24 protein-coding genes are annotated in these 24,063 nt (G+C 69.5%); 11 read left to right on the top strand and 13 right to left on the bottom strand.

Features of this window, described 5'->3' with window-relative positions; translation table 11 throughout:
- Window positions 1-348: 348 nt before the first annotated feature.
- A complete protein-coding gene (locus tag AMK16_RS00665) occupies window positions 349-1,404 on the top strand; it encodes a PP2C family protein-serine/threonine phosphatase (protein ID WP_242438497.1) in 1,056 nt (351 codons plus the stop codon).
- A 61-nt stretch (window positions 1,405-1,465) separates the two neighbouring features.
- On the opposite strand, the gene AMK16_RS00660 is transcribed toward AMK16_RS00665, so the two are convergent.
- Together AMK16_RS00660 and AMK16_RS00655 are read right to left on the bottom strand one after the other, a co-directional pair.
- A complete protein-coding gene (locus AMK16_RS00660) occupies window positions 1,466-1,798 on the bottom strand; it encodes a hypothetical protein (protein ID WP_073907132.1) in 333 nt (110 codons plus the stop codon).
- 151 nt (window positions 1,799-1,949) lie between these two features.
- The gene (locus AMK16_RS00655) at window positions 1,950-2,588 is read right to left on the bottom strand and encodes a hypothetical protein (protein WP_143196769.1); all 639 of its coding nucleotides are present in this window, start codon (window positions 2,586-2,588) and stop codon (window positions 1,950-1,952) included.
- A 958-nt stretch (window positions 2,589-3,546) separates the two neighbouring features.
- Between AMK16_RS00655 and AMK16_RS00650 the strand changes: the two genes are divergently transcribed.
- On the top strand, window positions 3,547-3,726 hold the full coding sequence (locus tag AMK16_RS00650) for a hypothetical protein (protein WP_073907129.1): 180 nt from the start codon (window positions 3,547-3,549) through the stop codon (window positions 3,724-3,726).
- A complete protein-coding gene (locus tag AMK16_RS00645; protein WP_242438496.1) occupies window positions 3,723-5,855 on the top strand; it encodes an HAD-IIB family hydrolase in 2,133 nt (710 codons plus the stop codon). The genes AMK16_RS00650 and AMK16_RS00645 overlap by 4 nt, the downstream gene beginning before the upstream one ends.
- Before the next feature lie 243 nt (window positions 5,856-6,098).
- Here AMK16_RS00645 and AMK16_RS00640 read toward each other — a convergent pair whose 3' ends face one another.
- The 3 genes from AMK16_RS00640 to AMK16_RS38000 form a co-directional block, all read right to left on the bottom strand.
- On the bottom strand, window positions 6,099-6,677 hold the full coding sequence (locus tag AMK16_RS00640; protein ID WP_242438495.1) for a maleylpyruvate isomerase N-terminal domain-containing protein: 579 nt from the start codon (window positions 6,675-6,677) through the stop codon (window positions 6,099-6,101).
- 345 nt (window positions 6,678-7,022) lie between these two features.
- Window positions 7,023-7,367 (bottom strand): hypothetical protein, encoded by a 345-nt coding sequence (locus AMK16_RS00635; protein ID WP_073907124.1) that lies wholly within the window; start codon window positions 7,365-7,367, stop codon window positions 7,023-7,025.
- A gap of 589 nt (window positions 7,368-7,956) precedes the next feature.
- Window positions 7,957-8,091: a hypothetical protein gene (locus AMK16_RS38000; protein WP_274535326.1), complete on the bottom strand. Its 135-nt coding sequence runs from the start codon at window positions 8,089-8,091 to the stop codon at window positions 7,957-7,959.
- A 609-nt stretch (window positions 8,092-8,700) separates the two neighbouring features.
- Here AMK16_RS38000 and AMK16_RS00625 point away from each other — a divergent pair.
- The 4 genes from AMK16_RS00625 (at window position 8,701) to yjfF (ending at window position 13,476) form a co-directional block, all read left to right on the top strand.
- Window positions 8,701-9,702, top strand: coding sequence for an ABC transporter substrate-binding protein (locus tag AMK16_RS00625; protein ID WP_073907119.1), 1,002 nt, complete (start codon window positions 8,701-8,703; stop codon window positions 9,700-9,702).
- A gap of 95 nt (window positions 9,703-9,797) precedes the next feature.
- Entirely contained in the window at window positions 9,798-11,357 is a 1,560-nt protein-coding gene (locus AMK16_RS00620; RefSeq protein WP_073907116.1) for a sugar ABC transporter ATP-binding protein, read from the top strand.
- A complete protein-coding gene (locus AMK16_RS00615) occupies window positions 11,354-12,457 on the top strand; it encodes an ABC transporter permease (RefSeq protein WP_073907112.1) in 1,104 nt (367 codons plus the stop codon). Before AMK16_RS00620 ends, AMK16_RS00615 begins: the two co-directional genes overlap by 4 nt.
- Entirely contained in the window at window positions 12,454-13,476 is a 1,023-nt protein-coding gene (gene yjfF / locus AMK16_RS00610; RefSeq protein ID WP_073907110.1) for a galactofuranose ABC transporter, permease protein YjfF, read from the top strand. The genes AMK16_RS00615 and yjfF overlap by 4 nt, the downstream gene beginning before the upstream one ends.
- 362 nt (window positions 13,477-13,838) lie before the next feature.
- Here yjfF and AMK16_RS00605 read toward each other — a convergent pair whose 3' ends face one another.
- Window positions 13,839-14,357, bottom strand: a complete 519-nt coding sequence (locus tag AMK16_RS00605) for a MarR family winged helix-turn-helix transcriptional regulator (protein WP_073907107.1) — start codon at window positions 14,355-14,357, stop codon at window positions 13,839-13,841.
- 120 nt (window positions 14,358-14,477) lie between these two features.
- Between AMK16_RS00605 and AMK16_RS00600 the strand changes: the two genes are divergently transcribed.
- Window positions 14,478-15,104, top strand: coding sequence for an SgcJ/EcaC family oxidoreductase (locus tag AMK16_RS00600; RefSeq protein WP_107417023.1), 627 nt, complete (start codon window positions 14,478-14,480; stop codon window positions 15,102-15,104).
- A gap of 124 nt (window positions 15,105-15,228) precedes the next feature.
- Here AMK16_RS00600 and AMK16_RS00595 read toward each other — a convergent pair whose 3' ends face one another.
- Window positions 15,229-16,014 carry an alpha/beta hydrolase family protein gene (locus AMK16_RS00595; RefSeq protein WP_242438494.1) on the bottom strand — a complete coding sequence of 262 codons (786 nt, stop codon included), beginning with the start codon at window positions 16,012-16,014 and terminating at the stop codon, window positions 15,229-15,231.
- A 454-nt stretch (window positions 16,015-16,468) separates the two neighbouring features.
- Here AMK16_RS00595 and AMK16_RS00590 point away from each other — a divergent pair, with 454 nt between their 5' ends.
- A complete protein-coding gene (locus AMK16_RS00590) occupies window positions 16,469-16,843 on the top strand; it encodes a VOC family protein (RefSeq protein WP_073907103.1) in 375 nt (124 codons plus the stop codon).
- Between the two features lie 304 nt (window positions 16,844-17,147).
- Window positions 17,148-17,540 (top strand): DUF6328 family protein, encoded by a 393-nt coding sequence (locus AMK16_RS00585; RefSeq protein WP_443333521.1) that lies wholly within the window; start codon window positions 17,148-17,150, stop codon window positions 17,538-17,540.
- Window positions 17,541-17,668: 128 nt separating this feature from the next.
- On the opposite strand, the gene AMK16_RS00580 is transcribed toward AMK16_RS00585, so the two are convergent.
- From AMK16_RS00580 to AMK16_RS00570, 3 genes are all read right to left on the bottom strand, one after another.
- The gene (locus AMK16_RS00580) at window positions 17,669-19,312 is read right to left on the bottom strand and encodes an RICIN domain-containing protein (protein ID WP_073910056.1); all 1,644 of its coding nucleotides are present in this window, start codon (window positions 19,310-19,312) and stop codon (window positions 17,669-17,671) included.
- Window positions 19,313-19,755: 443 nt separating this feature from the next.
- Entirely contained in the window at window positions 19,756-20,040 is a 285-nt protein-coding gene (locus tag AMK16_RS00575) for a hypothetical protein (protein ID WP_073907098.1), read from the bottom strand.
- Window positions 20,041-20,042: 2 nt separating this feature from the next.
- Window positions 20,043-20,414, bottom strand: a complete 372-nt coding sequence (locus AMK16_RS00570; protein WP_073907095.1) for a VOC family protein — start codon at window positions 20,412-20,414, stop codon at window positions 20,043-20,045.
- A gap of 96 nt (window positions 20,415-20,510) precedes the next feature.
- Here AMK16_RS00570 and AMK16_RS00565 point away from each other — a divergent pair, with 96 nt between their 5' ends.
- Window positions 20,511-20,972, top strand: coding sequence for a MarR family winged helix-turn-helix transcriptional regulator (locus AMK16_RS00565; RefSeq protein WP_073907091.1), 462 nt, complete (start codon window positions 20,511-20,513; stop codon window positions 20,970-20,972).
- 828 nt (window positions 20,973-21,800) lie between these two features.
- Here the strand turns inward: AMK16_RS00565 and AMK16_RS00560 are convergent.
- From AMK16_RS00560 to AMK16_RS00550, 3 genes are all read right to left on the bottom strand, one after another.
- The gene (locus tag AMK16_RS00560) at window positions 21,801-22,220 is read right to left on the bottom strand and encodes a RidA family protein (RefSeq protein WP_073907088.1); all 420 of its coding nucleotides are present in this window, start codon (window positions 22,218-22,220) and stop codon (window positions 21,801-21,803) included.
- Between the two features lie 70 nt (window positions 22,221-22,290).
- Window positions 22,291-22,932, bottom strand: a complete 642-nt coding sequence (locus AMK16_RS00555) for an NAD(P)H oxidoreductase (RefSeq protein WP_242438493.1) — start codon at window positions 22,930-22,932, stop codon at window positions 22,291-22,293.
- Between the two features lie 5 nt (window positions 22,933-22,937).
- Window positions 22,938-24,026 carry an NADP-dependent oxidoreductase gene (locus tag AMK16_RS00550; protein ID WP_079191231.1) on the bottom strand — a complete coding sequence of 363 codons (1,089 nt, stop codon included), beginning with the start codon at window positions 24,024-24,026 and terminating at the stop codon, window positions 22,938-22,940.
- Window positions 24,027-24,063: the final 37 nt, after the last annotated feature.

The following is a 24,063-nucleotide window of genomic DNA, read 5'->3' as shown; positions in this document are numbered from 1 at the left end:
GCCGCGGCTTCGAAAGGGCTGACGAACCCAAGGTAACGGGCGCGACACGTTCGGTGAGGCTGGGCGTGCAAGTGCGGCGGCGGGGAGCGACTGGAGGGCCTGTGTGCTGGTGGAGGGCCTGCGTGCTGGTGGCACGGCCTTCCGCCTTCGCTCAGCCCGTTCCTGTCGGTGGCGGGTCGCTGCATGGCGGTCTGACCCCGAGCCGGAGAGAGCGAAGCGGGGGTGTGGGCGTGAGGGGGGTGGGGGCGATCTGTCAGAGCGCTATATCCGCAGGGCGAAGATATCCTGTGAACTGTGATCGAGTCTGGACGGCTGCGGTTCCGTAGGCGCCCGGGCCCGGGAAGACTTGTGCGGCTGTCGCCGGTCATCCTGACCGTCGTCATCGCCAGCCTGGCATACGCCACTCCGCCGGAAATGGCCTTCAGTCGCCTGCTGCCCGCGGCGCCGGCCCTTGCCGCCGCCATGTGGCCGGTGCTGCCCACCGTGCTGCTCGGGACGGTCTGCCTCTTCTTGATGATCGGCCTCAGCCTCGTCTTCCCCGACCTGGGGACATGGTGGACGGCCGCGGGGATCATCGCGGTCACCGTGGCCGCCGCGTACGGCAGCCATGTGCGGCTCCAGCGGGAGCGCACCCTCTTCCAGGTGCGGCTCGTCGCGGACGCGGCGCAGCAGGTGGTACTGAGCCCCATGCCACGCCGCATCGGCGGCATCGAGATCGAGTCGCTGTATCTGGCGGCTGCGGCGGAGGCCCGCGTCGGCGGGGATTTCTACGAGGCGGTCGACACGCCGTACGGGGTCAGGCTGCTCATCGGTGACGTGCGGGGCAAGGGCCTGCCGGCAGTGGGGGCGGCCGCGGCGATCGTCAACGCCTTCCGGGAGGCGGCCTACGGCGAACCCGACATGGTCAACATCGCTCGCAGGCTGGAGGCAAGCAGCACCCGTTACAACGCCGCCTTTCCCCCGGAGGGGTCGATGGAGCGCTTCGCCACCGCCCTTATCGTGGAGATCCCGCGCGGGGGCAGACGCATCGACATCCTCAACTGCGGACACCCCCCGCCGCTGCTGCTGAACCGTGGGAAACTCCGCGTCCTCGAATCGGCCACCCCCTCGCCACTGCTCAGCCTCGCGGAGTTGATCGGCGAGCAGTACCACGTCGACACCTTCGACGTCGCCCCCGATGACCTGCTGCTTCTCTATACCGACGGGATCGCCGAGGCCCGCGCCGGCGATGGTGAGTTCTTCCCGCTGGCAGCTTGGATGCGTGGACAGCCAGGGACGCCGCCCCGCGAACTGCTCACGGCCCTTCACCGCGATCTCCTGCGCTACAGCAGAGGACGCCTCGACGACGACATCGCCGCCCTCGCCGTACGCCTGTGCGAGCCCTCCGGTACGCAACCCCGCTGAGCGGCCCGTCCCACTCGACCTCGATGTCAGACGCTCACGGTTCCCGATACCGCAGCGCAGGTTACGTCTGTACGGGATCTCGTGACTGCCGTTCGGTGCCGGTGTCGAAGTACGTGTCGAGGTACCGCTCCGGGGGCAGCGCGCTGTCCCTCATGAGGGAGAACACCTCGATGCCGTGTCCGGGCTCGTCGCGGATGTCATAGACCTGCATGAGGCCGAGGTACTCCGTACCGGGGAGGTCTTCGCAGTACTGGGCTGCGTCGCGCTCTGCCTCGGCGATGGCTTCGTCGGCGTCCACGGCCAGCCACAGGGTGACGCGTTCCTCGTAGGTGTCGGGTTCCTGGTGGTGGAAGACGCCTCGCGCCGAGAACCAGCGCTGCTGCTTTCCTGACATCGCATTCCTCCCGTCGGTGTTCGGTGAACTGCTCGGCATTCGCGGGGCCCGGAGCGCATGCGGCCCATCAGGCGGGTGGTCGCTCCCACTCGACCGCCATGGAGTGGAAACCCTCCGCGACTGCCGGGAGATGATTCCGGGTGCCGCGCCCTCAGTGGCCGCCGCGCGGTTCCGTGCAGCCGCCCTCCATATAGGCGCCGTGGGCCTCTACCGTGACCGGCGTTCCGAGCCGGCCGGTGACGCAGAGACCGGCCCCCGGGACGGCGTAGGAGAAGCCGAGCGTTCCCCCCGCGCGGTAGACCTCGCCGTTCGCGCTCGGGTAGCCCATCGCCGTCAGCGTGGACTCCAGCGCCTCCTCGGTGGCCCATGTGCCGCCGCCCGGACCGGTCAGGGCCTTCTCGATGCGCTGCGCGTGGGCCTCCCCCCGGCAGCGTGCCTCGGGCGTGAGCGTGGCCTGCTTCTTGAAGGCGTGGTTCTCCGCGTACTTGCCCGCTTCGGGGTCCGTGGGCAGGGCGCCGGGTTCCCCGGATGCGGCGCGGGAGGTGCTCGCCGCTGCGCTCTCGGCTGTGCAGCGCGCCGCGATGCCGGGAAACGCCTTGTCGTGTTCGGCCCGGGCCGCAGCCGCAGGATCCTGTGTGGGCGATGGGGACGTCACCGTCGACGACGAGCCCGGGGCGGAGGCCGTGGACGGGGTGCTGTGTGCCCGGTCCGTGGAGGAATTGGTTCCACATGCGGTCAGTGCGAGCAGGCTCACGGCCAGGGCGGCGGCGAACGGGGTCGGGCGTATCACGGCGGTCTCCAATTCCCTGACGGGTACGGCAGGGATGCCGATTATGCCTGTGGGCGGTGGCGGTGGCGGCGGTGGGCTTGGACCCGGTCCCGGTTCCGCGCCGGGCGCCCGAGGCGTGCAGAGCACGCAGGCCGTGGACCGGCAGCACCAGGCCGAACTCGAAGTAGGCGCCGAAGTCGCTGCCGGTGAGTGTGGGCAGCACGGCGGCGAGATGGGGGTACGGCCGATCTGCACTGCCCGGCGCAGGCGTTCGGGGCCCGCGGATCCGCCGTCGCCGGGACGGAGCGCGGCCTGCTCCTCCAGGGTGTGGCCCCCCGTGAAGTGCGCCGGTGCGACGGGGGCCGCAGTACGGTGCGTGAAGCCGCAGGCATCGCCGTCCACGGCACACAGGAGAGCGTGCACCGCGATCCAGACGCTGCTAGCCCGCCCACGCGGTGAGGGCGTCGGGCTGCACGGTCGCACCGTAGCCCCTTCGGCCCGGCACGCAGGGGCCGGCCGCAGCGGGCCGTGCGCTGAGCGCCGCGCCTTCGACCCCCTGCCCGGTCCCGGCACGGCGGAGCGGAGGCGGCGCGGCTACCAGTACGTCGGGGCCACCCGGGATCACCACAGCGATCCGGACAGCCGTTTCTCCCGGACGGGGTTGCACCGCACACCACGGCCCCTGCCGTGGGCGACTTCCGGCCCGGCAGGCGTGGCGGTATCCGAGGCAATACGGAAGCGCAATAGCCTGACACCGTACGCCCACCGTCCAGGGCCACGGCTCCGGCATGGACGCTCCCCGCCCGGGGCGCCTGACCAGCCTGCGTCCGCCCGGTCCGCCCGGCCGACCCAGACCGTCCCCCGCCTGCCACCCGGCCGGGCGGACCCGCTGTCCCGTCCTCTGGGAGATCCTTTGTCCCGAACCGGTCCTGCCATCGATGAGTTGACGACCGCGGCGCGTGAGACGCCCGGAGAATGGGTGAACCGGCTGCTGGACAGCGGCAATGCCCCTGCGGTCCGGCTCGGCCGGGCGATCCGGGACCTGCAAGGCATTCCCCCGGAGCAGCCGGAGCAGCTGGAGCAGTCTGAGCAGTCTGAGCCGGGCGTCCATGACGGGACGCGTGTGATCGACCCGGTGACCCACGACCCCGCGTGGTGAGGGCCCTGACCGAAACGGCCGGGACCGACAGGGTGCTGGTCGCGGACCTGGACGGCACACTGCTGGGCGGAAGTCCACACGACCGGCGCAGGCTCCTCGACGTCCTGAACGGGAACCCGGACATCACCGTCGTCTTCGCGACCGGCCGCGGCCTGGAGTCCGTCCTGGCACTCATGCGCGACGACCCCCTGCTTCCGCCTCCGCACTGGATCATCGCCGATGTCGGGTCAAGCATCATCGACGCCACCCGCATGACGCACGACCGCACACTGGAGGCACGGCTGCGCGCCGGATGGCCGGGCGCCGCACGCATCCGGGCGGCGCTGGCAGCGTTCCCACGCCTGCGCTACCAAGAACAGGTACCGCAGGAAGGCCGCTGCTCCTTCTACCTCGCTCGCGAGGACCTCTCCCCGAAGCTGATCCGGGCGGTCCGGGCCCTGGGCTGCTCGTGGTCGTACGCTTCGGACCGGTACTTCGACGTCCTGCCGCTCCGAGCGGGCAAGGGGCCGGCGCTGGAACTCCTCGCCGGAAGGCTCGCCTGGCCACACCCCACCATCCTGGTGGCCGGGGACTCCCTCAACGATCTCTCCCTCTTCCGCCTGGGCACGCCGGGCGTCGCAGTCGCCAACTCGGAACCCGCCCTGATCGCACAGGTCGCCGACAGTCCCCTCGTCCACCATTCGGCCCTTGAGGGAGCCGCTGCCGTGCTGGAAGCACTCGACCGCCTCCGCCGGCCGCCGACGCGGTCGGTGGTGGTCGGCTACCACCGCTCGCCCACGTGCCGGCTCGACGGACAATGGCGGACGCCCTCCAGTCCCAACGGCGTCCTGCCCACACTGCAAGCCGCCCTGGCCGACGGAGAACTGGACGCCGTGTGGGCCGCCGCGCATGTCGGTGAAGCACCTGCGCCGCTCCCGCCGCCCCCTCCGGCCGCCGGCGGCCCCGCGCTGTCCCTCCTGGCCCTGCCTCCCGGCCTGTGGGCCGGCTACTTCCACCGCACCTGCAAAGAGACCCTCTGGCCGGCCCTGATGTCCCGACCCGACCTCATCCGGCACCAGCCCGCGCACTGGGCCGACTACGTAGCCGTGAACACCGCCTTCGCCCGGCACATCGCCACCCTCGCCGAACGGGACGCGACGATCTGGCTCCACGACTACAACCTCTGGCTCGTGCCCGCCGTCCTCAAAGCCGACCGCCCCGACCTGACCATCGGCCTGTTCCACCACACCCCCTTCCCCCGCCCGGACGTCTTTCGCCGCATCCCGCAAGCCGAGCAGCTGCGCGACTCACTCGCCCGCCTGGACTGGGCCGGCTTCCACACCCGCGACTGCGCCGACAACTTCCACCGGCTCCTCGCCCGTCCCGCCGGCCATGCCCCGCGCGTCGGCGTGCATCCCCTCGGCATCGACCGCCGCGCCGTCGCCCACCTCGCCCGCGCCCGCGCCGCGGCCCGGCCGCGCCGCGACACCAACGGAGCCCAACTGGTGCTGTCGGTGGAACGACTCGACTACGCCAAGGCCCCCGTCCACAAGATCCGCGCACTGGACACCCTCCTCGCCGCGGAGCCGGCCCTGCGGCAACAGATCCGCTACCGGCTGATCTGCCCGCCCCCCGAGCCCGGCATCCGTGCCTACGACACGACCCGAACCGCACTCGAAGAAGCCATCACCCATTGCAACGGACGCTGGAGCACGCCAGGCTGGCAACCCGTCGAGTACATCCCCCACAACCTCGACTTCAGCGCCGTCGTCGACCACTACCTCGAGGCCGACGTCTTCTGGGTGACCTCCCTCGCCGACGGGATGAACCTCACCGCCCAGGAATACATCACCGCACACCACGCCGCCCGGAGCCCCGGCGTCCTGGTCCTCTCCCGCCACGCAGGAGTCGCGCAGCACCTGGGCACCGCGGCCCTGCTGACCGACCCCCTGCTCCCGCAGGACCTGGTGGACACCCTGCACGCCGCGCTGACCATGACGAAAGACCAACGCGCCACCCACATCGCCCGCCTGGCAGCGCTGCTGGACACTCCCGACCCCGCCCACTGGGCGCGCACCGTCATCATCGCCATCCGGGCCAGCGCCACCATGCGGAACACGGGCGCACGCAGCGACGCTCCAGAGAGGTAGGTGCGCCGCCTGCCCCGCAGGCCCGGGCAGGCCCTTGCCGTGGCGCAGGCCCGCCACGGCAGAGGGGGGCACGGGTAACGCGGCTTGGTCGCGCACGTGCCTGAAGGGACTGAAGGGACTGGTGCGGTCACATACGGGCCGGCCGGGGCTCCGGCCCACCATCCTGAGCGCGGGCCCAGTGCTCTGACCGCACAAGTTCACCGTATGTGAGGGTGTCTCGCGGTCCGTCCACGGTACGCCTGATCACTCGGCTGCTGCCGCCCGCCATGTCCATGAGGTACGGCGGGGGCGGTCGTCCAGATCGCCCCTGCCGGTGCACCAGAGGAGGACACGAGCCGGGTCACCGGGCGGAGCGTCGGGAAACAGGCGGTGGAGCACCGCCTTGCAAAGAGGAGCCGGGGGCAGCCAGGGCACGCCCAGCCCCTGGGTGATGTCATGAGTGTGCAGGAGGACCTCGGCAACACCCATCGCCGCGAAGCCTGACGGGTCGCAAGGACCCCAGTGCCAGGCCCGCACCTCCGGGCCGGCTGTGGCCAGCGCACTGCTGAGCAGCCCCGCGCAGGCGGTGACTACCCGGAGTACCTCGCGCGGCGAGCTGTCCGAATGGATGGCGAGGTCGAAGGGCAGGTAGGCGTCCGCACGGCGGGCGGCGACCTGCCCCGCGTAGGCCAGCAGGTCATGCGCGATGTGGGCGGCCGTCGTCCAGCAGCTCCATTCCAGCGAACCTGCCGGCACCGACCAGTCGTCCGCATCGTGCGGGCCGAGTACCCGCATCATCGCGGTCACGGCCTCGTTGACGTCTCGGTTGTCGATGTAGCGCATCAGGTGATGCTATGGCTGCGGGTACGAGCATTCAGCCGTCCACGGTCAGGCCGCTGTCGCGTTTACGAGCGGGCGACCGCCTCAACGGATAACCCTTCTCGCTGCGGATCCGGGGCGTTCGCAACGTTGGCCGGCCAGGACGCCGGGGTGACGGGCGTTGGCGGCCCAGAGATCTCACCCTCGCCCCGCGCTCGGCCGCCGGCGCCGCGAACGGTCACCGACTCGGTACGGCGCCGGCCGGACTCCCGCCGCCCTGCCGCAGCGCCACACTGATCACTCACCCCGCGGTCCGTGACACCGTCCGCGGAGCCGTCCCAAGCCGGCGGCTGCAGGATGCGGCAGAATTCAGCAAGTGTCACCGACCGCGTCCATCTTGGACCCGAAGCGCGCCCCGTAGTTGCTGGCGTAGTCGCCCTTGCGGACCGCGTGGCACTCCTTGCCCTTGGCCCAGTCGATGAACGCGCCGGTCCTGTTGGCCCGGAAGGAATAGACGTGATCGACGAACCTGCTGGGCAGGTCCACGTAACCGCCCCGCCAGATGTACACCTCTCCGGTCCCGTCCTGGAACCGCCACAGGCAGATCGCGTTGCCGGGACACGTCGGGAGCGCCACGGCCGGCGTCGTGGTGCTCAGTACCGTCATGACTGCTGCCCCGCACACCAGCAGGGTGCGTAGGTGCGGTGTCCTCATCCGTTCCTCCTTGCCACGCCGATGCTCCCATCGTCCTCCGCGCGGCCGGGAACGGTAAGACGAAAGGGACATCTGCCCGATTTTGGCGAGAAAGGGCGGTAAATGAAACGTTTCCCCGCGTCAACGGCGGCGCCGTATACGTCTGGCAGCCGCCGATATCACACACCTTCTTACGATTCATGCACGAGGATCCGGTCGCATGTCTGCCCCGGGCGGCCCGGTTCCGGCCATCCTCCCGCTCGACCGCGTCATGGACCGGCCGCCCACGCCCCGTTGAGCTGGTGCTGACGCCGGATGCGTGCCAACCGCGCAGCGGGGCAGCGGTTTTGGCGGCGAAGGGTATGTGCTCGACGCGCCTCTATGTGATCCGCCGGGGCGCCTTGGCCTCGGCTCCGTCCCTGTGGCGGGGCGCAGTCAGCGCTGTCCTCCGGAGGCGGTGATCGCCCCGCGTTCTCGGCAGTGCGGGCAGCGCTCGCGGCCGTCCCACGCGGACCAGCCGAAGTCGGTCGGGGCGAGGGAGCGGCCTTCCAGTTCGTCGCGGACGGCTTCGCGGTATGCCCAGACGGCGTCCAGGTAGGGGTGGTAGATGTCATGGAACGCAGGAGTCGAGACGCCGGCGCCCGCGGCGGTGTTCCTGGTGGGTGCGCAGGCGGTCGGCCAGCACAGTGCCCCCTATCGCGATCAGACCACCGCCCAGCGTGGCGACCAGCGTTCCCCACTCCATCTCGTCCCCCAGCCCGTGCCTGGCGAGCGCGCGCTTTCGCGCCGCCTGATCCGCTCCCGTTCCCGTTCCCGTCCCCGTCCCCGTCCCCGTCCCCGTCCCCGTCCCCCAGATCATGCCCGACGGTCCGGCCCGCCCGTCGGGCATGTGGCGTACTTCGTACGACGTAATCCGGACCGGTCCGGAGCCCCGAGGCGACCCCTGGCAGGCGTTCCGTGACCGAGATCGTCAGATGTGGGCGCGATCGGCCCTTGCGATCATGCAGTCGCCTGGCCGCGTCACTGTTAGCGCTCACAGTGCTGGAGACATCCGGATGCGGCCCAGGTCGATGCTTTGTGCGGGTGAGAGGCCGACGGTGACCCGAGAAGAGCGGTCCGCCCCGTTGCCCACCCTGCGTGGCAGTGGACAAGTAAAGCGCGCAAGGGGGTTGAGAACGCGCCTTGTTAGCGCTCACAATGCGACGGCATCCCTTCCCGAGGGGACCCCTCTTTGCCGACCTCACCCCCGGCCGCCCCGGCCGTAGTGCAGCGCGGCGTTGCCGGGGCCCCTGGTGGCGAAGCCCGGTCCCGGCCGTGCGGCGCCTCTTCCGCAGATCCTGAAAGGACACCCGACATGGCTCGCAGAGCAGCTCTCGTCCTCGCCGCCGCCGCCCTTCTCGCCTCCTCGGCGCTGAGCGCCTGCTCGACCGAGGGCCCCGCCTCCGGCTCCTCCTCGGGAGCCAAGGGAGGCTCCGACGGCACGATCACGCTCGGCTTCGCCCAGGTCGGCGCGGAAAGCGGTTGGCGTACCGCCAACACCAAGTCCGTGCAGGAGGCGGCGAAGAAGGCCGGCATCACCCTCAAGTTCTCCGACGCGCAGCAGAAGCAGGAGAACCAGATCAAGGCGATCCGCAACTTCATCCAGCAGAAGGTCGACGTCATCGCCTTCTCGCCGGTCGTGGAGTCGGGCTGGGACACGGTGCTGAAGGAAGCCAAGGACGCCGGCATCCCCGTCATCCTCACCGACCGCGCGGTGGACACCAAGGACACCTCCCTCTACAAGACCTTCCTGGGCTCGGACTTCGTCAAAGAGGGCAAGTCCGCGGGCGAGTGGCTGACCGCCGAGTACGCCAACGAGAAGAACCCCGTCACCATCGTCGAGCTCCAGGGCACCACGGGCTCCGCCCCCGCCAACGACCGCAAGGCCGGCTTCGCCGACGTCATCCGCGCCGACGACAAGTTCAAGATCGTCGCTTCGCAGTCGGGTGACTTCACGCGCGCCAAGGGCAAGGAGGTCATGCAGGCCTTCCTGAAGTCCCAAAAGGACATCGACGTCCTCTACGCCCACAACGACGACATGGCCCTCGGCGCCATCCAGGCCATCGAGGAGTCCGGCAAGAAGCCCGGTACGGACATCAAGGTGATCTCGGTGGACGGAATCAAGGACGCCTTCGTCGCGATGACCGAGGGCAAGATCAACGTGGTGGTGGAGTGCAACCCGCTGCTCGGTGACCAGCTGATGGAGCTGGCCAAGAAGGTCGTGGCAGGGGAGAACGTGCCGACTCGTGTCGAAACCCAGGAGGGCGTCTTCCCGCAGGACAAGGCCGCGGCCGCGCTGCCGTCCCGGAACTACTGACGCAGCTGGTTCCGGTGCCGCAGGAGGCCAGGATCCCGGCGCCTCCTGCACCACCCGGAGCCCCCTCCACCACCCCACCCACGAGAGGAGGGCGGATGGCAGCCCCGTCCACCCCGCGGCCCGCGCACGCCGACGGCCCGCGGCCGGTCCTGGAAGCCCGGGACATCCGCAAGCAGTTCCCTGGCGTGCGCGCCCTCGACGGAGTCGCCCTGCGACTCTTCCCCGGTGAAGTGCACGCCCTGATGGGGGAGAACGGCGCCGGGAAGTCCACCTTGATCAAGGTGCTCACCGGTGTCCATCCCGCCGACGGCGGCACCATCCTCGTCGACGGCCGGCCCCACACGTTCGCCGATCCCCTCCAGGCGCAGCAGGCCGGCATCAGTACCGTCTATCAGGAGGTCAACCTCTGCCCGAACATCTCGGTCGCGGAGAACATCCTCATCGGGCGCGAACCGCGCAGGTTCGGGCTCATCCACTGGTCCGCGATGCGGCAACGGGCGGCGCAGCTGCTGACGGAACTGGACCTCGGCCTGGACGTCACCAGCCTGCTCGGTTCGCACTCCCTGGCGGTGCAGCAGCTGGTCGCCATCGTCCGGGCGGTGGACGTCTCGGCCAAGGTGCTCGTGCTGGACGAACCCACCTCCAGCCTGGACCGGGAGGAGGTCGCCCAGCTCTTCACCCTGGTACGGCGCCTGCGGGACCGCGGAGTGGCCATCCTCTTCGTCACACACTTCCTCGACCAGGTCTTCGAACTCTGCGACCGCGTCACCATCCTGCGCAACGGCCACCTGGAAGGCGAGTACCCCATCGGCGAGCTCACTGCGGTGACGCTGGTACAGCGCATGATCGGCGGAGAACTGGCCACCCTCGACCAGCTGTCCGACCGCGCCCACCAGGCGGCGGCCGAACGGGCGACCGGCGAGCCGTTCCTCCGGGCACGACAACTGACCCGCGCGGGCTCGATCGAACCGTACGACCTCGACATCCATCCCGGCGAGGTCATCGGACTGGCCGGCCTCCTGGGTTCCGGCCGCACCGAGGTGGCGCGCCTCCTGTTCGGCGCGGACAGCGCCGACGCCGGAGAAGTGAGCATCGAGGGCAAAAAGGTACTCCTGCGCACCCCCCGCCACGCCATCGCACGGCGCATCGCGTTCTGCTCCGAGAACCGCAAGTCCGAAGGACTGGTGGGCGAGCTCACGGTCCGTGAGAACATCATCCTCGCTCTGCAGGCCGCCCGCGGCTGGACCAGGCCGCTCGCCCGCGCCAGGCAGGACGAACTGGCCCGTCACTGGATCGAAGCCCTGGACATCCGCCCCGCCGACCCCGAAGCGCAGGTACGCCACCTCAGCGGAGGCAACCAGCAAAAGGTCCTCCTCGCGCGCTGGCTGCTGACCGAGCCCCGGCTGCTGATCCTCGACGAGCCCACCCGGGGCATCGACATCGGGGCCAAGGCGGAGATCCAGAAACTCGTGGCCCGCCTCGCGGGCGAAGGCACCGCCGTGCTGTTCATCTCGGCAGAACTCGAAGAGGTCCTGCGCCTGAGCCACCACATCGCCGTGCTCCGCGATCACCGCATGGTGGCCACCCTCACGAACGACGACACCGTCACGCCCGAACGCATACTCACCACCATCGCCACCGGAGCGGACTCATGACTCCCCAGCCTGCCAGGCCCAGGAAGGCGGTCGGAGGAATCGGTCAACGGCTGGCCGGCCACCGCCTGCTCTGGCCCACGCTCATCCTGTTCGCCCTGCTCCTCGGCAACCTCGCGTTCCACCACGACTTCTTCTCCATCCGCGTACGCGACGGCCACCTGTACGGCAGCCCCATCGACATCCTCCAGTTCGGCGCGCCCCTCATCCTGGTGGCGCTCGGCATGACGCTGGTCATCGCCACCCGTGGCATCGACCTCTCGGTGGGCTCCACCGTCGCCATCGCCGGCGCCCTCGCCTGCGGGCACATCTCCGGCGCCGCACACCCCGGCAGCGTCGCCACCATGCTGACGGCCGCCGCCCTCGCGCTCGGCGTCGCCCTCGTGCTGGGCCTCGCCAACGGCTTCCTGGTGTCCGGCCTGGGGGTACAGCCCATCGTGGCCACGTTGATCCTCATGGTCGCGGGCCGCGGCGTCGCCCAGCTGATCACCGGAGGCCAGATCATCACGGTGACCAGCGCACCGTACAAGATGATCGGCGGAGGCTACTGGCTGACCTTCCCGTTCGCCGTCCTGCTGGCGGCCGTGGTCGTCGCACTCACCGCCTTCATCACCCGGCGCAGCGCGCTCGGCATGCTGATCGAGTCCGTCGGCGGCAACCCCGCCGCCAGCCGGCTGGTGGGCATCCGGGCCGGCGGCCTGCTCGCCCTGGTCTACGTGTTCAGCGCCCTGTGCGCCGCCCTCGCCGGACTGATGATCAGCTCCAACGTCTCCAGCGCCGACGGCAACAACGCCGGCCTGTGGATCGAACTCGACGCGATCCTCGCCGTCGTCGTCGGCGGCACCGCGCTGACCGGCGGGCGCTTCTCGCTCGGCGGCACCGTCCTGGGCGCCCTGATCATCCAGACCCTGTCCACCACCGTCTACACCCTGGGGGTCCCACCCGAAACCACCCTCGTCTTCAAGGCCGTCGTCGTCATCGTCGTCTGCCTCGTGCAGTCCCCGGTCTTCCGGGCCAAGGTCCTGCGCCGCCGCCGGACAACCCCTCCCCGATCCCACACGACGGCGGGCGCAGTCCCGCAGCAGCAGGAGGCAGGCGCATGAGTACCGGTATCGCGAGCGCCGCCGCGCACCTCACCCGCCCCTTCGCGAACGTGTCCCCGCGCACCCGCACCCGCATCCCCCTGATCGTCACGGCCGTCCTGCTCGTCGTGATGTTCGGCGTCGGATCGGTGCGCTACGAGGGCTTCCTCTCCGCGCAAGTCGTACTGAACCTGCTGATCGACAACGCATTCCTCCTCGTCGTCGCCGTCGGAGCCACGTTCGTCATCCTCACCGGCGGCATCGACCTTTCCGTCGGCTCCATGGTGGCCCTGTCGACCATGCTCACCGCCTCGCTGGTCGAGTCGCACCACTGGCCCCTGGCCGCCGTGGTCCCGCTGGTCGTGCTGGTCGGCGCCGCGAGCGGGGCACTCATGGGCTGGATCATCCACACGTTCGAGATCCAGCCGTTCATCGTCACCCTGGCCGGCATGTTCCTCGCCCGCGGGCTCTGCTACACGATCAGCACCGAATCCATCACGATCAGCGACCCGACCACGGCAGGTATCGCGCAGACCCGCTTGTACGGACCGGGGGGACTGTTCGTCTCGATCCCTGTGGTCATCGCCCTGGCCGTGGTCGTGATCGCTTTCGTCGTACTGCACCACACGCGCTTCGGCCGCACCGTATACGCGCTGGGAGGCAACGAAACCTCCGCACGCCTGATGGGTCTTCCGGTGGGCGCCACGAAGATCGTCGTGTACGCCGTCAGCGGCCTGTGCTCCGCAGTCGGCGGCCTGCTCCTGACCTTCTACATGCTCTCCGGCTACGCCCTCCACGCCATGGGCATGGAACTCGATGCGATCGCCGCCACCGTGATCGGCGGCACGCTGCTGACCGGAGGCTCCGGCTTCGTCCTGGGCACCGCCCTCGGCGTTTTCGTCCTCGGCATGATCCAGACGGTCGTCAACTTCCAGGGCACGCTGAGCTCCTGGTGGACCAGGATCGTCATCGGCGCCCTGCTGCTCGTGTTCATCGTGCTGCAACGTCTCATGAGCGGACGCCGCCCTGCCGCCGACTGACTCCCGGCTCCTGCGCCCCTCAGCCGTGCTACCGGGTACGAGCGCCGCGATCACATTCCGCTTCGGGGTCGCCATCCGGAGAACCGCCCTACCGGGAACGCCGGGAACCCGGCCTGCCACACTTATGTCAATCTGTCGGCCCCGGCCCCGGCCCCGGACCCGGCCCAGGCCCCGGCCGCTGAGCCCAGGCCCAGCGCCCGCTGTCGCCGGACGGGCCGTCCCCTTCCCCCGGCCGGTGAGGGAACGGGGGAGCGGTGGCGGTCCGGCTTCCCCGGGCGGCCCCGCGCGGTCCCTGGGCGAGCCGCTCGCCGCGGCCTGTTCTGGTCGGCGATCCGCACGCTGGTGCAGCGAGTCCCCGGTGATTACCGGGGGGCCTCGCTCCGGGCCCGGGACGCCGCCCGGATCTCTTCCGTAGCCTCACGGAACGCCGGTGCCGCACGCGCGAAGTAGTCGAAGAGCAGGTCGCGCTGCTCGGGCGTGTACTGGGTGAGTACGTCGGCGATACGGCGTCGTGCCGGGCCCACGAGGCCCTCGACCGCGCTCAAAGCGCCGGGAACGGCGTCCACGATCACCTTGCGCCGATCGGTCGGATCGGCCGTCCGGCGTACGTACCCTGCGCGCTCCAGCCGGTCGATGAGTCGGGTGGTGGCGCCCGAGGTCAGGCCGGTGGCGGTGGCCAGCTCACCCGGGGTCAGGCCGCCCGCAAGGGTGATCCGGCTCAGCGCGTACCACTCGGAAGCCTGCAGTCCGGCCGCCTCGGCACCCGCCGTGCCGTGAAGTCCCACGGCGTCGATGTACTCGCGGAACACCGCCCGCCGCGCGTCCTGTTCCCCGCCGGATCCCTGCCCGGCCCTGTGGCCGTCCTGCCTGGCATCAGCCATGACCGTCTCCTTCGCTTGCCAAGTATCTGCATGCATGCAGATAATGCACATGTGCAGATAGTGTGTCGACGCAGTTGCTGCACGAGTGTAGTCAACCCACCTGAAAGGCAAGAGGCAGCCATGAGCACCCCCGCCCGGAGCAAGACCCCCCGCCGCCGCACCGTCCAACGCATCGGCCTCGCCGCCGGCGCTGCGCTGGTGCTCGCGGCCGGCGGCGCCTACCTCTACCTCGAATCCACCTCCGGCATCCGCAACGCCGGCGCCGATTCCTGCACCGAGGTCATCCCCGCCGGCGCCGACCGCGCCGACGGCGAGGCGATCTGCGCGACCCTCGACGCCCTCACCGAGGCATGGGGCAACGGCGACGCCGACGCCTACGGGCGCCAGTTCACCGAGAACGCCACGTACACCACCTACGTCGGCAGCCACTACCAGGGCCGCGAGGACATCACCGAAGGGCACCGCGCGCTCTTCAAGGACTTCGTCAAGGGCACCAAGCTGGCGGCGAGCTACCTCGACCTGCGCTTCCTCGGCAAGGACGTGGCGATCCTGACCGGCCGCGGCGATAACTACTCGGGCAGCAGGCCCGCGAAGAAGGACCTCTCCAAAGTCCAGACGTACACGCTGGTCCGCGATACCGACGGCGCGTGGCGCATCGCCGCTTTCCACAACACCCGGCGCCAGAACGTCATGGAACGCATCTCGTTCCTCTACTCGCCGGCCACGGCCCCCAAGGCGGAGAGGTGAGCGGGCCGGAACATCCAGGAAAGATGCTGCACACCGCCACCCGACGGCCCCGCGCAGCCCTGGTGACCGGCGCCACCGATGGAATCGGCCGGGCGCTCACCCTCCGCCTCGCCTCAGAGGGGTATCACATCATCGCGGCCGTTCCCGGAAGAGGCGGTAGAGCCTCAGGCCGACCTGACGGCCCGGCCTCATTCAGGTGTCGGGTGAAGAACCGGGCCGCGTCGTCCACTTCGAACCACGGGGTACCCGCGTGCCCGCCCAGATTGGCGTGCAGCGTCTTCTCCTTGCTGCCGAAGGCGTCGAACAGGTGCAGGACCGGCTGCCGTTCCATCCCTTCGTCGTCCCACTGCATGAGGAACTGCAGGGGAATGGTGACCTGCCGGGCCTCCTCGCGCAGGGTGTCGGGCACGAAAGTCTGGCCGAAGTAGGCGGCGGCCGAAATGCGCGGCTCGACCACCGCCAGCCGAATGCCGATGGCGATCATCCCGTCGTATCCGACCTGGCCGGCGATCTCGGGCAGCGAAAGGAGGGCGTCCAGGGTGGCCCGCCATTCCGGGACCGCCTTTTCGACCAGCGGGACGATGAAGGCATCGACGATCTCGTCGACCGGCTCGCCGGACTGTACCGCCCGGCGGAGGTCGGCGCGAAACTGTTCGTCGGCGGCGGAACGGGGCCGCTCCCCGCACCCGGGGGCGTCTATGGCGGCCACCGCGAAGCCGTACTGCGCCGCGTAGTGCCGGGCCCGGGCCACCAGCCGGGGGAGTCGCTTGTGCAAGCCGCCGGGATGGCCGATCAGGATCAGCGGAGCCTGTGCGGATCCGGGCGTCCACAGGACCCCGGGGATCTCACCGAGGGTGAATTCGCGTTCGAGGACGCCGTCGTCGAGACGCTGTTCAGAAGTGAATTGCATGGTCGTGCCTTTCGGGAGTGCTCTGCAACGGCGCTCCCGGACGACCTATCGCCCGACCGTGACCCCGGAGGGGAGCACCCATGTCGATACTGCGTTCACGGGTACCACCTCCTTGTTCTCTCGCACGGCCTCGGGCAGGTTAGCAGTGGTCGCCGTGCGGCGCCCAACGGGTTTTTGCGGAGGGTTGCCTCACGTCCGGCAGTGCACCCGCGTGACGGTCGCCAGCCAGTAGTGCCGGCGGTCAGCGGTCAGCGGTCAGCGGTCGATGGTGGCCATGTTCGCCGCCCGAGATGCCATGCCGCGGCTGCGGCTGCCCCCGCGGGAGGTGGGTCAGTCAGCCGGCCGGAGCGCGAAAACTCAGCTGTGGACCGCCACGCATGCCCGCTGCGGCGCCCGGGTAGTGCCCTGCCGTAGGGGAGGGGCAGACGTTCCCGAGGGACAAGGAGTGTCGCAAGTGATTCGAAAGCTCCAGGCGGTCGCGTTGGACTGCGCCGATGCGGTACGGCTCGCGCAGTTCTACGCGGAACTGCTGGGCGGGCACGTGGTGGCGGACCCGGAGGATGCCGACTGGGTCGAGGTGCACGGGTTCGAAGGAACGCCCCTGGCCTGCCAGCGGGTGGACGGCTACCGGCCGCCCGAGTGGCCCGGTCAGACGCGGCCGCAGCAGCTCCACCTGGACTTCGACGTGGATGACCTCGACGCGGAAGAGAAACGGGCGGTTGCTCTGGGGGCAACGGTGCTGGAGCGTACGGACCAGCTGCGTCCCGAGGCCAACTGGCGAATCTACGCGGACCCGGCAGGTCATCCGTTCTGCTTCTGCCTCCACTGAGCCCACCGTCTCAGACACATACAAACACGGAGTGACGGCGCGGCGCGGTGTGGTGGCGCGCGGTGTTCCCCACCTGCGGTTTCCTTCGGAAGGCAGTCGGCGGGCCGGCTGGCGTGTCCAGTATGCCGAAAATGGGCAAAATGGGTACGGGGGATCGTGCAAACCGGAGAGTGAGGCCATGGCGCCACAGCAGTCCGGCAGTCCGCACCCCTCGGACAGGCTTCCGCTCCAGCGCCGCGGCCGCGAGGAGAGCCCGGAGGAACGCGCGGACAGAATGTGGTTGGACCTTCTCCAAGAGCTACGAGTGGCCCAGACCGGCATCCAGATCCTCTTCGGCGTGCTGCTCATCGCCGTTTTCCAGCCCGTCTTCGCTTCTCTCAGCGACACTGACCGCGCCCTCTACATCGCTGCCGTCACTTTGGGCGCCGCCACGGCCGGAACGCTGATCGGCCCGGTCGCCCTCCACCGCACTGTCGCCGGGCGGCGTATCAAACCCCAGACCGTCACGTTGGCCTCCCGCATGACCCGGACCGGACTCGCCATGCTCGCCGCCACCATGATCCTGACCTTGCTGCTCCTGCTGCGCATGGCCGTCGACGACACCCTCGCACTCGTACTCACCGCAGTGATCGCCTTGTGGCTGGCCGCCCTGTGGTTGGTCCTGCCGGTATGGGCCGGACGTCACTACACCCGTTGACCTCCAAGGCATCCTCGGCTGGTGCCCGCGACGGCAGCCGGCCGGCACCAGCCGGGAAGTCCTCGGCCCGACGAAGAGGACGAACCCGGCCCCGTCAGGGAGAGGGCCGACCGGCTGCGCACCTGCGCCTACTTGAGCGCTGCACCCCCCGAGTTGCGGTAGGCGATCGTTTTGTTGATCAGGTTTCCGCCGTCGGTCTCGACCGATGTCTGTTCCCCGTGCCCCGCACCGAACAGCAGGCCGGCGATGTGCGCGTTCGCCACCTGGTCCATATGCGCGAAGAACCAGTCCACTTTGTCGTCCTTGTAATGATTGAGGGTGTTGTTCTGCGCCATGTTGCCGACAGGGATCTGCCACAGGACCACCGGCTTGCCCACCGACTCGGCCATCGTCTTGTAGAACCCCAGCTGGGCAGTGGCCTTCTGGTCGGTCCAGAAGTTGTCGTAGCCGCCGTGCTCCGGCTTCGCGTACCAGCCCGCATCACGGTCCGACACATCGGCGACCAGGAAGTCGGCGTCCTTCGCGCCCAGGTTCGCGTAGTCCTTGACGCATCCCTGCATGTTGCTCTGCCAGTCCCAGCAGGAAAGGTGGAACCCCACGGTGGTGTGCGGCGCATACTTGTGCGCCATCGAGATCAGGCAGCGGGAAAGCCCGGCGGCGCTGTTCTCCTGCGATCCGCAGTCCGTCGGATTGGCGGCCGAGACCTTCGCGGCAACCTTGTGCGGATCGCCGAGCGACCGGACGTAGCCCCAGAAATCAGGCTCAAGGTCGATCATGTTGTCCGAGTTGCCGATCTTCTGGAGGAAGAAACGGTAGTCGTTCATGTACCGGGTGAGCAGGTCGGCCCTGTTGATGGCCTCGACCTCGCCCGGCCCGTCGCCATGCCCTGCCAGATCCCCGAGGTCACGCAGTGAGTACCAGGTCCAGAAGAACTTCTGCGGGCGCGGGCTGCCCTTGTAGGTCGTCTTGGCCACTTGGCCGTTCCACCAGGTCACGTAGTTGCCGGGGGGCGTGGTGCTGCCTTGCCAGCAGCCCCACCAGCTCTTCCACTCATCCTTGCATTTCGCCGCCGCATAGTAGTCCGACGAGGGCGCGGGCTGGCTGTGCACATAGGCGTATCGCACGTCGAAGGGCGCGGCGTTCGCCGACTCGTCGGACATCGAGCCGCCGACGAGCACCTTGTTGCCGCCCATGAAATGTGGCGTCGAGCTGCCGCCACCAGCCGCGGAAGGCGACGACGAAGCACTGCCGCCCGTCGCGGTGGGTGTGGCGGCGCTGCCGGTGCTCCCGGCCGGGACGAGTTGCCACTGCTGGTTGGCGCCGCCCCAGTCGCGGTACTGGACGACGTCGCCCCCGTCAGCCTTGGAGGCCTTGTCGACCTCGACGGCCATGCCACTGAAGCGACTGATCAACCGCACGTAGCCGTCCGACGAGTCCGCCACCTTGAACTGCTGGTTGGTGGTGTTCCGGTCGCTCCACTGCACGATGTCGGAGCCGGCGGTCTTCGACCAGTTGTGGATGTCCAGCACCTTGCCGGAGTTCCGGTTCTGCAGCCGGTAGTACCCATCACCCGCGTCGATGAACCGCCACTGCTGGTTGGCCCCGCCGTGACGGCCCCATTGCACCACCGCCGCGCCGTCGTTCTTGGCGAAGGCGCGGTCATCCAGCACCTTGCCGCTGTTGCGGTTGACCAGCACGTACCAAGCCTTTGAATCCACGGTTCCCGCCGAGGCCGTGTTGATCACGACAACGAAGCCGGCCACGACCGCCATGACGACGGCCGCCCAGAAACCCCGACGCGCGAACAACCGGCGGCTACGATGCACCGCCTTTCGTCTCCCCCTGACAGCTGAGCGGGACGACCGGCGACTACCGCCGGCGGGGGGCGCTGCCGATGACGTGGGTGGGCGAGGGGACATCTCTGTGCTCTCCTTCAGCCGTTGCATCTGACCGGACCACCCGGCCGGACCACACTGAGTGGTCGCCGAAGGCCGAAAGGTTGCCTCGGCACCCGAAGATTCACAGATTTTTCCGCCCTGCTCGCTTCCCTTCGCCACGGAGCGCGGCAGCGCGAACGCCGACGGTGGCGAACGCCTGACAGCTGCTCCCGTCCCGGCGCGGGCGGTTCCCCCGGTCCGGTCGTCTGGGCGAGAGAGGTCTCGATCAGTCATGTCGGCCACCTGACGCACAGGGTCGGGCGGCCGCACAGCGGCTCCTACCCGGATGCGTGGAAGCCGTGGCCGTGCCCGGAGACGCGCGGGTCGGTGTGAGCGCGCAGCAGGAAGGCGACCCAGCTCCGGTACGGCTTCCACCGCTCGGCGATGCGCACCGGTCCCGGCGTACAGGCCGCCTCGCCTTCGAGGCCGTATGCGGCGGTCACAGCGGCGTGCAGGACGGGTTCGTGTCCCTGCCCGTAGGGGGCAGGGGTGAAGCCTTCCAGGAAGCGCAGACTCGCCGCGAGCGAGAACGGGCCCCGGGGGGTCAGGACGGCGGCCCTCACGGTCAGCCTCCGTGCACGGTGAGCCGGTAGCCCTCGGGGCCGGTGAAGGAGAACGTCGGCCCGAAGGGGCTGTCCTGGAGCGGGGTGACGTCTTGCGTGCCGGCCGCGACGAGCTGCTCGCGCAGCCCTGGAGCATCGGTAGTGCGCAGCCACAGTGCCACGCCCAGGCCAGGACGTGCGACGTCGTCCAGGTCGACGTCCGGCAGCAGCTCGCGGACGGCGAACGGGATCGGGGTGGTGGCGAAGACGACCGCGTGGCGCGGGCCGCCGGGGGCCCGTCGCAGTCCGAGCTTCTCCTCGAAGAAGGCTGCCGCGGCCGGTACGTCCCGCACCTGCAGGGCGACGAAATCGGGGCCTTCGACGGTGGCGGTCATGGTGTCTCCAAAAGGGTGGTCGGCGAGGGCTTTGATGTCAGGACATTGACATAGGCGACTGTAGGCACCGCGTTTGCGATATGTCAAAATGCTGACATGGAAGACCGTGCGCCCGTCCCCCCACCCCATCCCGCCGAGGACGTCACCGAGCATGTGGGATATCGCCTCAAGAAGGCTTCTGCCGCCTTGCGCGGAGCCATGGACAAGGCTCTGCGCGAGCACGATCTGACCGTCTCGCAGTACTCCTGCCTGGAACTTCTCGACGAACAGCCCGGCCTGTCCAACGCCGACCTCGCGCGCGGCACCTTCGTCACCCGCCAGTCCGCCAACGTCGTCCTGCGCGGCCTCAAGGACGCAGGCCTGATCACCCAGGCCACCAGCACCGACCACGGCCGCGCCCTGCCCATCCACCCCACCGAGGCCGGTCAGCGGCGTCTGCACGCCGCCCGCAGCGCCGTCTACGCCATCGAAGAACGCATGATCAAAAGCATCCCCGCGCGCCGGCTGGCGGCGCTCCTGGCCGACCTCGACACGATGACCGAAGCCCTCGGCTCATGACCGCCGCGACGGGGACGCGGCCGGCGGATGGTTCGCCTGCGGGTGCGGTGTGCCCGCGGTGGTGGTCGTAGGTGGCCGGTGTGTCCCCGGCTCCAGCCGGTCAATCCGACGGGACCGGATTACCTCCCGGGGGTAGACAGGAAAATCTATAGCGGCTGGAGTAGACATTGCCTGCTTCTCTGGTTATGGTTTCTCTCGTAGCCCAGAGAGACAGCAGGGCTCGGCAGAGATGAACTGCCGGGCAGTAGTACCCGCAGTACAGGTTGTTGCAGTGTGCAGTGCGGTGCGGTGGTGGAGTGTCGGAGCCAGGGTTGTTGCAGGACGGCGACGGGACTGACTGCCGGACCGGGTGGCCCGCGGTGATGAGGGGCTGCCGAGAGCAGTACCGAGTTGACGCATTGGCAGTACCCGTAGTGAGTGCAGTTCGCAGTACCCGTTTGGTAAGTGAGTAATTCAGAGGGAAGAACGGAGGGGCCGAGCGCCATCAGGATCGCCCGGGCGAGCACGTACGAGCCTGGGTGCCGCAGGACATCGATAGTGAGGTGGTCTCCGGTCACGCATCAGCGATCCCCGCACGCCCGACAGCATCCAGGTCGGGCCGGCGGAAACATGAGGCCGGCGCAGTATCAGGGTCGGCAGATGGTGTAGCAGTTCCTTCGGGGCCCTGGTGCCATAGGCACCAGGGCCCCTCCACGTGTTCCACGGGAAAGTGTGACGACAGCTGACGATGATGCCGGGGCCGAACAGGAGAGGCCGGCCTCGCAGGCGTCGGGTGTGGCGCACTGACGGTGAGGTGCTCATCTGCCGTGTCCACGCACATCAGGATTCTCAGGGGGCCGGGGACGGGCGGACCGCTACCGCGTCGATCTCGAAGAGCATCCCGGGCAGCGCCAGGGAGGCGACCCCGGCCAGGGTCTGGGCCGGCGGGCAATCACTCCAGCGGGCGTGCAGGGCCGCGGCGAGGATCTCCAACTTGGTCGGGTCGTGGTCGACCACGTAGGTGCCGAGCCGCACGACGTGCTCGAAGCCGAGGCCGACACCGGCGAGCGCGATACGGAGGTTGTCGAAGGATCGTGCGACCTGTGCGGCGAAGTCTCCGGGCACGACGTGCCCGGTCTCGTCGGAGGCATACTGCCCGGCGACGAAGACGAGCTCTCCGGGTGCCGAGGCCGTATGGCTGTATCCGAACGGGGTGGGGTCGTGCAGTCCGGCGGGGTTGGTGAGGGCGCGGGCGCGATGGGCGTTCATGCGAGGTGGTCCTTTCAGAGGGCGGGTTGGCAGCACACGGACGTTCGGTGGAGGTACGGCGGACATGGCGTCATCGCGTGACCCGGCCCGCGAGAGGCGCCGCGAGGAACGAGGCGAGCGCGGTGTCCGCCGCATCGATGCCCAGGGGGCCCGCGCTCAAGGAGTTGTGGAGGAAATCCACCCTGGCGTCCTTGATCCCGCAGAACTCGGCGATGCCGACCTGAAGCTGGCGCCGGATCAGGACGTCCCAGCCGGCTTCGGTGAACTGCTCGCGCGAGTAGCTGGACAGCCCGATCCAGAGCATCCGCTTGGCCGCGAGGCGGGGCCGGCTGCGGCCGTACGCGAAGCCGTAGTTCCACACCCGGTCGATCCAGCCCTTGAGGATGGCGGGCAGGGCGAACCACCAGACCGGGAAGACCACGACGACGAGGTCGGCGCTCTCGATGCGGTCCATGTGGGACTGGACCTCGACGGAGTACTCCTTGTCCCGGTCCGCCCAGTCCGGCTCGTCCTCGGTGCCGGTGCGGGGGTCGAATCCCTCGGCGTACAGGTCGAGCAGGTCGACCGTGTATCCGTCGGCCATGAGACGTTCGCGGCTGCGCTGTGCGATCTGCGCGGTGAGGGAGTCGCGGCGCGGGTGGGCGAAGACCAGGAGGGCCTGCCGTGTCATGCCCGTCGTCTCCTCTGCGGTCATGGCGGTCATGGCGGTCATGGCGGTCACCCGTCGAGCCGGACGAGCATCTTGCCGGTGTTGGCGCCGCGCATCATGCCGAGGAAAGCGGCCGGAGCGGCCTCGATGCCCTCGAACACGGTCTGTTCGGTGTGCAGCGTGCCGTCGGCGAGCCATCCGGCCGCCCGTCCGATCCATTCGGGGAAGAGGTGGAAATAGCTGCTGACGAGCATGCCGCGCAGGGTGAGCTCCTTGGCGGCCGCCTGGAACAGGTCGTGGCCCGCCGCCGGCCCCGTGGAGTTGTAGCCGCTGATCGCGCCGACCAGGGCGATGTGGCCGCCGGGCTTCATCGCGCCGATGGCCGCCCGCAGGTGGTCGCCGCCCACGCTGTCGAGATAGACGTCGATGCCCTCCGGGGCGGCCCGGTCCAGTTGTTCACCGAGCGAGCCCGCCCGGTAGTCGATCGCCGCGTCGTATCCGAAGTCGCCCACCAGCTTCTTCGCCTTCTCCGGGCCGCCCGCCGAGCCGATCACCCTCGACGCCCCGAGCTTGCGGGCCAGCTGTCCGGCGACACTGCCGACCGCCCCGGCCGCGGCGGAGACGAACACCACGTCGCCGCGCCGCACCGGGGCGACCTCCGTCAGGGCGGCGAAGGCGGTCAGGCCGGTCGTGCCCAGGGCGCCCAGGTAGGCCTGCGGCGGGGCGATGTCCGTGTCGATGACGGTGGCGGCCGCGGCGTCCAGTACGGCGTACTCGCGCCAGCCCAGGAAGTGCGAGACGGTCGCTCCGACCGGCACCGTTTCGGACCGCGAGACGACCACCTCGCCGACGGCGCTTCCTTCCAGCGGCGCGCCGAGCGGGAAGGGCGGGATGTAGGACGGCGCGTCGTCCATCCGGCCCCGCATGTACGGGTCCACCGACATCCAGGTGTTGCGTACGACGATCTGCCCCGCGGCCGGCTCCGGCACCTCCGTGCGGGCCAGCCGGAAGACCTCCGCCGCGGGCTCGCCCACAGGACGTGAGGCGAGCAGAACCTCACGGGAGAGGGTCCTCCCGTTGCCGGAGTGCGTCCGGCTCGTGGCGTGCGGCGGGTGCAGCGGGTTCGTGGGGTGCAGCGGGTTCGTCGGGTTCGGCATGGTCGGCTTCTTTCCTTCGGGCGGTGCGTTTCCTGCT

The organism is Streptomyces sp. CB00455 (genome assembly GCF_001905445.1).
Classification (GTDB): Bacteria; Actinomycetota; Actinomycetes; order Streptomycetales; family Streptomycetaceae; genus Streptomyces.
The sequence above is the reverse complement of the archived record's forward strand: the minus strand, read 5'-3'. Positions and strand labels throughout refer to the sequence as shown.